At 58.5% G+C, this 12,649-nt stretch carries 8 protein-coding genes and 1 tRNA gene; 4 read left to right on the top strand and 5 right to left on the bottom strand.

The features are described 5' to 3' along the window. Positions 1–3 precede the first annotated feature (3 nt). Positions 4–1,038 (top strand): Bug family tripartite tricarboxylate transporter substrate binding protein, encoded by a 1,035-nt coding sequence (locus SB816_RS19385; protein ID WP_080564219.1) that lies wholly within the window; start codon positions 4–6, stop codon positions 1,036–1,038. Between the two features lie 63 nt (positions 1,039–1,101). On the opposite strand, the gene SB816_RS19380 is transcribed toward SB816_RS19385, so the two are convergent. Next, positions 1,102–2,118 (bottom strand): acryloyl-CoA reductase, encoded by a 1,017-nt coding sequence (locus SB816_RS19380; protein ID WP_035181921.1) that lies wholly within the window; start codon positions 2,116–2,118, stop codon positions 1,102–1,104. A gap of 123 nt (positions 2,119–2,241) precedes the next feature. On the opposite strand from SB816_RS19380, the gene SB816_RS19375 reads away from it, so the two are divergent. Beyond that, on the top strand, positions 2,242–3,033 hold the full coding sequence (locus tag SB816_RS19375) for an IclR family transcriptional regulator (RefSeq protein WP_035181922.1): 792 nt from the start codon (positions 2,242–2,244) through the stop codon (positions 3,031–3,033). Here the strand turns inward: SB816_RS19375 and SB816_RS19370 are convergent. Together SB816_RS19370 and SB816_RS19365 are read right to left on the bottom strand one after the other, a co-directional pair. Beyond that, positions 3,010–4,173, bottom strand: a complete 1,164-nt coding sequence (locus tag SB816_RS19370) for a CaiB/BaiF CoA transferase family protein (protein WP_006385459.1) — start codon at positions 4,171–4,173, stop codon at positions 3,010–3,012. The two genes, SB816_RS19375 and SB816_RS19370, sit on opposite strands and share 24 nt — an antisense overlap. Then, the gene (locus tag SB816_RS19365; RefSeq protein WP_035181924.1) at positions 4,173–4,634 is read right to left on the bottom strand and encodes a PaaI family thioesterase; all 462 of its coding nucleotides are present in this window, start codon (positions 4,632–4,634) and stop codon (positions 4,173–4,175) included. Before SB816_RS19365 ends, SB816_RS19370 begins: the two co-directional genes overlap by 1 nt. Before the next feature lie 465 nt (positions 4,635–5,099). Here SB816_RS19365 and SB816_RS19360 point away from each other — a divergent pair, with 465 nt between their 5' ends. Next, the gene (locus SB816_RS19360; RefSeq protein ID WP_410547384.1) at positions 5,100–5,477 is read left to right on the top strand and encodes a hypothetical protein; all 378 of its coding nucleotides are present in this window, start codon (positions 5,100–5,102) and stop codon (positions 5,475–5,477) included. A 171-nt stretch (positions 5,478–5,648) separates the two neighbouring features. On the opposite strand, the gene SB816_RS19355 is transcribed toward SB816_RS19360, so the two are convergent. After that, a complete protein-coding gene (locus SB816_RS19355; protein ID WP_410547383.1) occupies positions 5,649–8,579 on the bottom strand; it encodes a DEAD/DEAH box helicase in 2,931 nt (976 codons plus the stop codon). A 2,416-nt stretch (positions 8,580–10,995) separates the two neighbouring features. Further along, positions 10,996–11,072: transfer RNA gene (locus tag SB816_RS19350), tRNA-Pro, on the bottom strand. 155 nt (positions 11,073–11,227) lie between these two features. Here SB816_RS19350 and SB816_RS19345 point away from each other — a divergent pair. Beyond that, entirely contained in the window at positions 11,228–12,583 is a 1,356-nt protein-coding gene (locus SB816_RS19345; RefSeq protein ID WP_116792840.1) for an MFS transporter, read from the top strand. The last annotated feature ends 66 nt before the right edge of the window (positions 12,584–12,649 follow it).

Raw genomic sequence — 12,649 nt, 5'->3', positions numbered from 1 at the left:
AAAATGAATCATTACAAGCAGCCCCACCGGGCGATCAACAGCGCCCGACGCGGATACTCGAGGCTGGCTAGCTTCACTGGCGCAGCATTTCTCGCAATCGTGGCAGGCGTATCTGCACCCGCCGCCATGGCACAAGCCCCCTACCCGTCCAAGCCCGTCAGGATCGTCCTGGGCTTCTCCGCCGGCGGGGGCACCGACGCGATCGCGCGCGGATTGGCGAAACATATGACCGGCACCTTGGGGGCGAACGTTTTCATCGACAACAAACCCGGCGCCAATGGCAATATTGCCGCCGAGGAAGTCAGTCGGGCGGCTCGCGACGGCTATACACTGCTATACAACACCTCATCCATTGCGTCGAGTCCCGCCCTTTACAGCAAGCGACTTTCTTACGATGTGAGTAAGGATCTCACGCCAATCGCGCTCACTGCCAGCCTGCCGATCGTGCTGGTGGTGCCGTTAAAGTCGCCATTCAAGACGGTGGAGGAACTTGTGGCCTATGCAAAGGCGAATCCCGGGAAACTGAACTACGCGTCCGCGGGCAACGGCAACGTAACTCATCTAGCCTCGCTGTCGTTCGAGGACGCTGTGGGCATCAAAGGCACGCATATTCCTTACAAAGGCGAAGCGCCTGCGCTGGTCGACTTGATGGCAGGCATGGTCGATTATTACTTTGCGACATCGGCGGGCGCTATCCCAGCCGTCAAGTCGGGACGAGTGAAGGCGTTGGCGGTTGCGACGAAGGAGCCACTTGAGACCTTGCCAGGTGTTCCTACGCTGGATGCGACCGTGGCAAAAGGCCTGGAAATGTCGGCATGGTCCGGGATGATGGCGCCAGCGGGAACACCACCGGCTATCGTCGCTAAACTTAATCAGGCGGTCGAGAAAGCTCTGGAGGACAAGGAAGTGCGTGCGTACTTTGCCACCCAGAGCGCACAGGCCTCGTCGTCCACACCCGAGGAATATGGCGCGTTTCTCAACAAAGAGATGGGTGCATTGGCCAAGGTCATCAGTAAGGCCGATCTGACGCTAGATTGACGCCTGACAAAGTACAGCGGGCCGCAGCTTCAAAATCGTCGCGGCCCGCGGCTTTACCCCGTCTTAGGTCGGAAACTCCACAATAGTCCTACCCCAAGATCGACCGTCCAGCATGCATTGGATTTGTTGGGCAAGCTCATCCAGCGTTATGGTCTTCACCTGCTCCAGAGTGCACTGCGGCCTGAGGTCGTGAGCGAGCCGGGCCCAGAGTTCGGCTTCCAGATCAAGGTAGTAGGTAAGATTGACGCCGATGAGCCGCACACCACGCAAGATAAAGGGCAGTACGCTAGTGGATAGCTCGTTGCCAGCTACATTGCCGAAGCTGGCCACGCAGCCCCGCGGCATTATGGACCGGAGCATCAGATCTAGCGGCTTTCCTCCCAGAGCATCTAGGCCGGCAGCCCATCGGGCTGGCTCCAGCGGCCTGCCTTGGTCGGCTAAATCGTTGGGACTTAGAACAGCGTGTGCGCCGAGGGTACGCAGATAGGCCGCCTGGCCAGCCTTGGCGCTGACTGCTGACACTTGATACTGCAGTCGTGACAGCATTTCGATGGCCATGCTTGAGACTGCGCCGGTTGCTCCGTTGACGAGGACTTCGCCTCGTTCGGGCTGACAGCCAGCCTCCAGCAGCAGGTGCACGGCGAGCGCGGCGGTATAGCCAGCGATTCCGAGCGTTGCCGCATCGCGCAACGCAAACCCATTAGGTAGCCGGATGACCCAATCGGCAGGCACGCGCACGTACTCCGAAAACCCCCCGTCGTGGTCCACGCCGAAGCCACGTCCGAGCACGGCAACCTCATCGCCTTCCCGGAACCTGGGATCCTCTGATGCCACGATCCAGCCCGAGGCGTCACTGCCCGCGACGCGTGGAAACTTGCGGATGACGTTTCCGTGCTCGGTCGTCGCCAGGGCATCCTTGTAATTAACGCCCGCGTATGCCGTGCGTATGACCACATCGCCGGGTGAAAGATCCGCAAGTGTCACGCGCGATAGGCCAGAAGTTATCACGCCGTCGCGCCGTATTTGGTATGCGCGGAAAGTACCGTCTGCAGGCGTTGCGACCTTAATTTCTGATTGCATCGAGTTCTCCTTCTTTGCTGCTTTTTATCGAGGCCGCCGTTCTGGCGGAGGTGTAATTGCGGGTATCATTCAAGAATATGAACGCGGTGCATGCGCGTTCCTCCTGGACGATCCGACCCATTCATGAAAACCCGATCCGAAACGAGTTCCGCTACTTCCGAACCACGCTCCTTGCTGCGGATTCTCGGTATTTTTGAGGTACTGGCGCGTGGCGCCGGTGGCGCCACGCTTGCGGAACTGAGCGGAGAACTCGAGGCCCCCAAGAGCAGCCTGCTGTTGCTGTTGCGGCCCTTGGTAGCCCATAAGTACCTGATGCATACCGCAGGACGCTATGAGTTGGGACCCTCCATTTTCCAGTTGTCGGCCGAGGTGCTGGCCAGCGCGGGCGTCACCAAAATTCTGCGACCCTATCTGGAGGACCTGGCGGCGCGTTGCGAGGAAAGCGTCTTCTTGGCGCTGATCGACAAGGAATCTAAGACGGTTACCTACATCGATGGCATCGACAGCAAGCAACCAGTCCGGTACTCCGTGCCGATTGGCACGAAGCGCCCGCTGCACGTGTCGGCTGCAGGCAAGCTGCTGTTCGCGTTTCAAGACCCGGCTTGGCAAAGGAAATACCTCAAGACTGCAAAACTAAAATCCATGACTGGCAAGCCTCTGCCGGACAAGGAGGCCTTGGCGATGCAGCTGCAGGAGATTCGCGAGGCTGGAATTGCGGTGAGCATGGGAGAGGCGGTTACTGGCGCGTCGGGCATCGCCGCGCCTATTCTCAAGGCTGACGGCACGGCCAGCTACGCACTGATGATTGCGGCGCCCAGCGATCGTTTCGCGCAGTCGCTACCAGTCTTGCGAAAACTACTGCATGAAGTGGCTGCAGCAGCTTCCGCGACCTTACGTCATATGCCCGGGAACTGAGACCTCTGCCAACTGCCCGCGCCATTCGGTGAATTCGGCAGGCGATAGCCATCCCGAAAGTGCCGCCTCCATCGTGCTGGCGCAGGCAGCTTCAGGCGGCGTCGGCTTCTTTGGGGGGGTGCGCGAAAAGCGCGGAGCAGGCGCCGGTTGCTGGACGCCGTCGACCTCAATCAACACCTCGCGCTGGCGGATATGCGGGTGCTGTGCAACCTCGTCCAGCGATAGCACCGGCGCTACGCATACGTCTGTCGTGCCCAGCAGTTCGCACCACTGATCCTGCGTTTTCATCTTAAAGGCTTTGGCGAAAATAGACCTGGCAAGCGGCCACCCCTCCCGACCCGCCTGGATGCCAAGCGATTCTCGATCCAAGCCCATTAGCTCAAGCAGCCTATCGTGGAACTTGCGTTCTAGCGGTGCAACGGAAACCCACTTTCCGTCCGCACATTCGTACACATCATAGAAATAGGCGCCCGAGTCCAACATGTTGTCGCCGCGCTCATTGTTCCAAAGCCCGGCCGCATGCAGACCGAACAGAGACGTCGCAAGCGATGCTGTGCCGTCCACGATGGCGGCATCGACTACTTGACCCTTTCCAGATCTAGCAGCTTCGACGATGGCGGCGAGCACACCCAGAGCCAAGTACAACGCACCGCCGCCGAAATCTCCCACCAGATTCAGGGGCGGGGTTGGTGGTTGACCTTCTCGTCCAATTGCATGTAGCACGCCGGTCAAGCCGATGTAATTAAGATCATGCCCGGCGACCTGAGCCAGCGGGCCAGTCTGCCCCCAGCCTGTCATTCGTCCATAAACTAGCCGTGGATTGCGCGCAAGGCACGACTCCGGTCCCAGCCCAAGGCGCTCCATCACACCGGGTCGGAAGCCCTCAATAAAAGCGTCGGCGCCTTCCACAAGGCGCAGCACCAAATCTCGCGCTGCGGCGCTTTTGAGGTCCAACGCAATTGCTTTGCGGTTACGCAACAATAAATTGAACTTGAGAGGACGAGCAATGCCCAGCGATGAGGGATCCGGCCTGTCTATGCGCAGCACGGTAGCGCCCATGTCTGCGAGCAGCATTGCAGCCATTGGGCAGGGGCCAATCCCCGCCAGTTCGATGATTTTTATTCCCTTGAGCGGACCCATCACGCCTCCTCCTGTTCAACCGTGGCCGTTTGAGTTGCCGGCGCTATATGGGCAGGCGTCGGCAGGAGATAGAGCGCGCGGCCGCTAGCAATAAGATTTCCTTCCGCGTCAAGCACGCGGGCGTGCGCAGTAGCGAAACGCCTGCCCTGGTGTATGACCTGACCTTCGGCCCGCAAATCTCCAGGTTTGGCCACCCGGTGGAAATCCACGTGCATGTCGATAGTGGGGACCGGGACCCCCACCCTCAACGCGACGGCATAGTCGCCTGCCGCATCGATTAGCGTCGCAAGAATTCCTCCGTGCGTGGAACCGATATCCGGATTCGAAACGAGCTCCTCTCGCCAAGGAATGCCGAGCGTGATGCCGCCCTCATCGGCTCGAAGCACGAACATACCCAACCATCGGTTTAGGGGACTGCGGTTAACGATACGTATTGCCTCTGCGAATGCGGTGGAACTCATAAGGCCTCATATGGCTAGCTTTCCCCGACCGCGCTGGATCACGGCCGTCCCGTCTTCTGAAATTCAGCATTATGAACAGTATTCATAAATATACAGATGAAGAAAAAGCGGTGTCAAGGTCGTCGCTTGCGCGCCTGCCCCACCAAGCTCTTCAGGCTGCGCCGATCGCCGCCTCCGAGGCGAAACCCAAACTGTCGTTATTGGATCAATGACATACGTGAGTGTGGGCTGGCTGCGCCCATCAGTCCGCCATACCGTACCTACATGAAGGAATGTACGGTACGCGAATTCGAGCGGTACGACCGTACCTCGCTCGGAGCCGAGGCCACCGACATCAGGTGAAAGTTCGGGCTGGTGAATTCCGCCTGGCAAGAGATAAGGTAGTCCCTGCCAAAGCCGAGATTGCTCCTCCACTCTACTGCGCGCTAACCTCGTCGCGCCCCTATATCTCATGCGAGCGCCCCCGTGAAGAGTCCTGCCGACCATAAAGCCGATTTTGCAGAAAATGACGAACGATTTTTTCGGCTCGTTCCTCCAACAGCGGACGAACTCACAGTAATACTGAAAGGGCACCTCCTGGTCGAAGAGCAACTGCGATCCATTACCCGTTCGTCAGTCGCCAACCCTCGCTATTTTGACGAAGCGAAGCTCACATTCTCTAATGCCTTGTCCCTGGCAAGAGCAGTCGCCGGACACTTTAATGAGGGCGCATGCTGGGTTGCTGCGGAGCAACTCAATACGGTACGGAATAAGATCACCCACAGAGCCGAACCTGGACCAGCCGCCGCACTCCTCGACAGGTTTTATTCAGTGTGCGAAGCGGAGAGCCGCTGGTCCGCCTGATCATCGGCACCGCGAAGCACGGCAAAGCTTTCCCAGTACATTTGTTGCATCTGGGCCACCTTCGACGCGTTGCGAGCAGTTGTCCAAGTTTGTTCAGAAACCACTTCAGTGTTGCGCCCACGCCCTTAAGTCTCCGGTGACAAAGGCGGCCCCACCTGATGGAAGTCTCGGCTATGCATTCACCAACCACTTCCCAACGGCCGCGCCCCCTCTTTTCACGTAGTCAATACTGAAGGCCATAAGATCAGCGAGGTGGGCATCAATCTGTCCTTTCGAAATTCCCGGCTGCACGCCATAGATGGCGAAACTGACTTTGTCCGCGCTCCGGTTCAGCAAGATCTCTTGCAAAATTGCAAGATTGCCGACCTTGAAGACTGACGGACGCCTATGCCGCCTTTCATTTATCCGATGCTCCACATGCTCGACCAACACACGGGATTCGCAATAAACAACTGACTTTAGTAGCTGGCAGGTGACTTCGTAGACGTCGTCAACACGGGCACCATTTGGTTCGCCCCCAGCTCCCTTGCAGTGATACAGACTCACGAGGACTCTGTCGTCTTCTTCTCGTGTGACCGCGATGTAGTCGGCGGCCTCCCCAGTCCTGTGGTCATAAACGAGGACCTCGAGATTTTCCTTCGCCCTGATCCACAATTCCAAATGTCTGTGGACGGTCATTCGTTCGGGATTATCGGCGTCAAACTCTCTACCGATCTCACAGCCATCCCACCCAGGGTTCTCGACGTCCTCATCAAGAAGCCGATTGCTGGCCAGCTTCGGAGGCGGGTAGCAGTTCATCCCTTCGAACGATGACTTGTCGGCTGCGTAAAAGATCGGAGGGTGCATAGAAAGCCACTGGTCAAAATCCAACCAGTCATCGTGCGTGCTAGATATTTCGACTTCCCAACCAGCGCCGTGCTGTCGAAACAATGCGCCCCCGGCTAAAGACATGCGGTAGGGCACCGCATCTGAGTCCGAGACGATTTCGAAATCCAGGCCATCAGGTCCTGAGGCGAATGACGAGAGCTCCAGATCAGTGATTTGGCGATAGAGCCACTGCTGCTGTCCAACACGTCGATATCTCATCCGATGCGCCTGCTTGTAGGCATTGCGCGACCAACTTCCACCAATAACAACATCTGGGATTCGCCGCAACGTCCGCGAATGCTGGACGAGATCTAGCTGAGACTCTGCTAGCGTTTCGTCGCCATTCAAGCGATTGTTCAGCTTCGATATCCACTCAAGGTATTGCGATACGGAGAGACGTTGATTGCTCCATATACGCGAGTTACTGCTTGCTCCGATGGTTTCACGCTCGCCATCTTCCAATCCACTGCCAAAGTAATGTCCTTGTACGTAGGCGCGCCCATCGCCCGGCGTGACCGCTCGCTCAGCACGAGGTCCAGTTAGCATGCGATAGGATTCTGCTTGCGAATTTACGGCCGTGTTACGCAAGCCAACAGCGTAGAAGCGCATATCCGTGAGGCCGGCGCGCGCACGGATGGTCTCCTCGAAGCTCAAAGGCCTATGGTGATCCTTGGCCACGACCTGCATTAGCGCGATATATAAGCGATCTGTTCTACGAGTGGAGCCAATGAAGCACAATTGCGTAGCAGCGTTGTAGGCCAGCAGGAAAACGTCGTGTCGTACATTTACAAGTACGTCAGCAGTCGCCCAGTTCGGCGGCTCATTGTCGACGGTCAAAAGCAGTGTGATCAATCCATCATCCGAGATCCACTGCTTAGCCAAGTGAAGCCGTCTCCCTATCAATGCCTCAAACAAAGTGAAGTCCGGGGCCTCGTCGCACTGAAAGATTCGAGCATGGGCATATAACTCAAATGACATTGGCGACACGGCATCGTAGTCAGAGACTGTCTGCCTCTTCGGCTTCAAGATCTCCAAGATCGATTCATCGGCAGCCCCTTCGGCGAGCTGTCGCCTCGCCTCTTCGTCTATAAGGGAAGCGATGTCCACTCCCTCTTGAAAGAGCCGTGCAGTGGCATCCTGCAGACGACTCACAGTCGACACCAAAGTAGCGTTTCCCGTGCGTTCATCGTTTGTTCGCGCGAACCGCCCTATGAACTGTATCGTTGGAACCAGGGAGCGGTGCGGCGCATGGAGTGCTGCGATCTTCAGCTTTGGAAAGTCATAGCCCTCCCCGAACATGTCAACGCAGACTATTCCCTCCAGCTCCCCCTGGAGCAAGGAGACCTCCAGTTGCTCCTGCCTCCGTTTGGAAATTCCGCTGTCGATCGCTTCTACCCTCGCCCCCAGCCCGGCGTAAACCCCCGTCAGCTTCCTAGCAGCAGATATCGAGGATGCTCGCGCAAACAGTCGATGGTCGAATCCTTGCGCCTGATCTTCCCGCAACTGTGCAATCGCCACCCTTGCGATGGCAAGGTCCACCTCGTCCTCATCGTGATCGTTATGCACAGGCGCTGGACGAAAGGAGACGCTCCCAAACGCTTGTTCGCGAGACGCCTTGGAAACTGGATAGCTATATGCCAGACGACCCGGAATTGCCTTTTTATCGCGCCTGAATGGAGTAGCCGTCAAGAAGACAAACTTGGCGCGGGAGTAGTGACCGAGATACGCACTCCAAGTGTCTGCTGGAGCATGGTGCGCCTCGTCAAAGATAATCAAATCGAATAGATCTGCGGGACTTACGGGCTCCAAGACCGGCGATGTGCTCGCTGGCGTGGACACGACGACATCGAAAGTTCGAAAGGCAAGCCATTCATCGGCGCTCAATGGCCTGCCCTTCTGTGGATGTACATGAGGATTTCCTGCCTCCGCCGGTAAGACCTTGAGCTTGCGTAGCGTCGACAGTTCGCCGAAGTGGGCCGAGGTCTGTCGTCTCAGCACATCCGTGGGTTCCACCACCAGCACACGGTTTGAGCCCAACAAAAAAGGAAGCGCCATGATCACGGCAGTCTTCCCATATCCAGTCGGCAAAGACACTATGGCCGGCTCGTCGTAGACCGAAAAGTGGGCCGCCACAGAATGAAGAGCGCCCAACTGGCCTGGCCTAAAACCCGAGTTCGGACTGCTAATGGGTTTCAAAGCCAGCATGTGGCTATGTTCAATGAAGAAATCGGCCACGTCCCCCTCCCGGAATGAACTAGATGACCAATTGTTACTTCAAAGAACATAACAAGCCAGCCTAATTTTTGACACCTACTCCGAATTATTGCCGCTTCAGGTCTGATGGTCTTCTTTGTTGCGCCCTTCGGAACGAGCGATGTTATTCGCGACCCAAAGGCCGAATGCGATAACAGCTACAAGTACTCCGAGCATCACCGTAGTACCCAAGTCCATACGCTTTTCTCCACAAACACAGCCCTATCGGTACGCCTGATGATAGCAATCACCGCCGGATATGAACTGAGAATCCGCAGCGCAACGCAACATCGTTCGTAACAGGAAACCCGTTGGGATCCTGCTGGGTTCCTACTTGGTTAACCGCCGGTTCCCACATCAAAACCTAGAGCGGCACTCGACCAATTTGGTTCTGAAACACGGCGTAAAGGAGCGCGCTGTGCCCCAGCACAGTTGCTCAGATCTTGAGGTCCATGAGCGCCGCTGACACAGGATCCATGGCGATCCTCATAGGAGAAATACCCACGAAGCGAGGGAACCTCGGGGCCTGTACCGGAAACCCAGCAGGTTATGGCCAGGTTTTACTTTCGAACCCAGTGCAAACCGGATGCAAAGCTACCAATCCCAATCCCATTCCCAATCCCAAATCTTTTACTGGCTACGCCAGTGTCAACAGCGTCTGCGCCGCTGTCTGACCTGATAAGCCACAATAGGCCGGACCAATTCCAGATGGGACGCCCTCGTAGATGCAGTGATGGCCCTTAGACGCGTCCACAGCCCGCACGAGCGATCGAAACACCTCGGGTGACGGGATGGCAGCCACTTTAGAGTCATTGCAGCCCAGAGCGCGTTCTGCGCGGTCTCGCGCTCTGTTTCTGAAACGCGAGTCGAATCTCCGAGTTTTTGCCTTGCAGGGTCTAGAAGAAGGTTGGCGCCGTGCAAAAGAAAGTGGGCAAGTCGGAGGGTGTGGCCAGAGTCCTGTATTGCACAATCCAACGACTTCGCTCGCTAGAACGTGAGACCGCCGAGCCAGCCTTCCCTTCTGTCCAGGCCAAGAATCGATGCCCCCCGGGGCGCCAAGCTTCCCCGCACATTCGGAATATTTGATAGGGGATTTTGATAGGGTGTTTGAAACGGGCTTTGACTGATGGCGTCAACACTTGATCTCTACGCCAGCCAAGCACTCCGGATCTGTTCGATGGTCCACAACTGGACAGCCGCCCCGCCCCTCGCCCACTGTCAGTGAAGCTGGAACGATCAACGGTTGATGATGTTCCAGACGTACGTGACTAGGATGGCAACTGTCCGGCGCCGGCGTCTCAAGGTGGGAGTTATTTTTGCAACGCCACGAGCCGGACTCTGTTGACTGGGAACTGTTTGCCAGGCGGAGATACTCAAATACCCTGTCGGCAATTCAAGCCACTAACTTCTCCGCGACATGAACCGCGCTTGGTCCAGCCATTGCCGACCTTTTTGCGGCGACCCACGTTCCGTGTTTCTGAGAATTAATCGCGCCCCACGCTCCTTCGGTGCAGCAGGATCCACCAAGGCCGCCCCCCCACGATTCACAAGTGCGGACGGTTGCGGCGGGGTGAAATCTACGGACCTGCGGACAAGTTTCAGCGCCTCATACGCGGGATCGCGGCCAGCCCGGGGTCGACTCAGCGAAATAATCTGTTAGCCGCCTGAAAGACTCCGTGTCCCTGTCGCAGCCATTCAGACATTGCGCTGGCAACTCCTACTTCCATTGTCGAAAGGGCACCCCTCGTATCAGTACTAGGTTAAAGGATGCCCTATCCCCTCATTCCCGTACTAGGCCAAGTCTCCGCAGTTCGGGTCGGACAGACCGTCGACTTTGATTTCTCTCAGCGCAGCTCAGAGCGCATTTGACACTGAGGTGTGCAGTATGGTCTCAGTGCAATGCACACAGCACATGCAGAGTACAGGCCGCGACGCTTTAAAAGTGCAACCGCGGAAGACCGGTCCACAGCACCGCTCGGCATTTGGTCCGCTAACGAATAACGCCGCGAGGATGGAAGGGCCGAGGGGTCGTAACGATTCAACTGTCGCGTGGTGCCGCCGATGCTCTGCGACCTGGGCTCGGAACTCTCGCTTTGCTGCCCCAGCAACACAGCCTCAGATGAAGGGGTTTGGCCAGCCCCAAGCGCAACAGTCCCCAGAGCCCACCCAATTGGCCTGATGAGCCCAAAGTGCAGCGAGCTGCCCGCCCCCCCCCCAATCAAGCAGAGACCCGGCAAGTCCCGAGATGGGTTATTGCTACCGAGTGCACATCCTTGCCTTGATGCCGCCTGAACTTGCTCACCGCCAACTGCAAGTTCGTTGTCCCATATGTTGTCCCATATGCCCAGCAAAGAAAAAGGGTTAGCTCAATGTCATTGAGCTAACCCTTTGATTTTTTTGGTCGGGGCGGTGGGATTCGAACTCACGACCCTCTGCTCCCAAAGCAGATGCGCTACCAGGCTGCGCTACGCCCCGAGGGTCGCAACTATACCAGATACCGGCGCATCACCGTGCAACGGCCCGATGCCCTGCTCGCCACGGCCATGCCCGGCGATCCCCTGATTGACACCTATATAGTTGAAGCATAAATTAATTTGACAAACCAAATAACGACATACATCGGGAATCCCATGGCAAATGCCTCCTCTCCGTCCGCCTGGGCCACGCCCACGCGGACCACCTACACGGTGCTGTTCGTCTGCTGGCTGGCGATCCTGTTCGAGGGTTACGACGTCGGCGTCATGGGCGCGGTGCTGCCCGCCCTGGCGGACGACAAGAACTGGAACCTGACGCCGATCGAGCTCGGCATGCTGGGCAGCTACGCGCTGGCGGGCATGTTCGTCGGCTCATTCGCCGTCGGCACGCTGTCCGACCTGCTGGGCCGCCGACGCATGTTGCTGGCCTGCGTGACGCTGTTCTCGCTGACCATGATCGGCGCGGCCTGGGCGCCGACGCCGACATGGTTCGCCACCTTCCGCTTCATCGGCGGCCTGGGACTGGGTGGGGTCATTCCGGTGGCGGCGGCGCTGACGATCGAGTATTCCCCGCCCGCCAAACGGGGCTTCAACTACGGTGTGATGTATTCCGGCTACTCGCTCGGCATCCTGTGCTCCGCCGCGGTGGCCATGGCGGTACTGCAGCACTGGGGCTGGCGCGCGGTGATTCTGGTGGGCGCGGCGCCGCTGCTGCTGGTGCCGGTGCTGGCGCGCCTGCTGCCTGAATCGCTCGAATACCTGCTGGCCAAAGGCGATGAGGCCGGCGCCCGCGCCATGGCGCAGCGCCTGGGCATTGCCTCGCTGGAACCGTTCCGCCCGCGCGAAGTGACGGGCGAAAAAGCCACGTGGCGCGACGTCATGGCCGCGGTATTCGCGCCGCGCCACCTGCGCGCCACGCTGTGCTTCTGGGGCGCGCTGTTCCTGGGCATGATGCTGGTGTATGGCCTGAACACCTGGCTGCCGCAGATCATGCGCAAGAACGGCTACGACCTGGGCTCGAGCATCTCGTTCCTGCTGGTCTTCAGCCTGGCCTCGGCCATCGGCGGCCTGGTGCTGGGCCAGTTCGCCGACAAGAGCGAGCCGCGCAAGATCGTGGCGCTGTTCTACCTGGTGGGCGCGGTCGGCATCTACTGCCTGACCTACAACAATCCGCTGGCGGTCAATTACCTGTGGGTGGCGCTGGCCGGCATCGGCAGCATTTCGTCGTCGCTGATCCTGACCGGCTACCTGGCCGGCTACTACCCGGCGCACGCGCGCGGCGCGGCCACCGGCTGGGCGCTGTCGTTCGCCCGCATCGGCGCCATGAGCGGCCCCATCGTCGGCGGCTATCTGGCGGGATTGAAATTGCCGCTGGCGTGGAACTTCATTGCGTTCTCGTGCGCGGCGGTGCTGGCGGCAGCGTTTGTGATCCTGATCCCTGGCCGCTACGCGGGCGGCGCGTCGTCGCGGCCGGCCGCCGGCACGCGGCCCGTGGGGCAGCAGCAGTCCTGACAGGCAGAGCGTCCGGCACCGCGGCGCTCGCCGCGGAATCGGACTGGCGTAAACGACAACGGCGCT

Source organism: Achromobacter sp. SIMBA_011 (assembly GCF_046535435.1).
GTDB classification, from domain to species: domain Bacteria; phylum Pseudomonadota; class Gammaproteobacteria; order Burkholderiales; family Burkholderiaceae_B; genus Achromobacter; species Achromobacter dolens.
The sequence above is the reverse complement of the archived record's forward strand: the minus strand, read 5'-3'. Positions and strand labels throughout refer to the sequence as shown.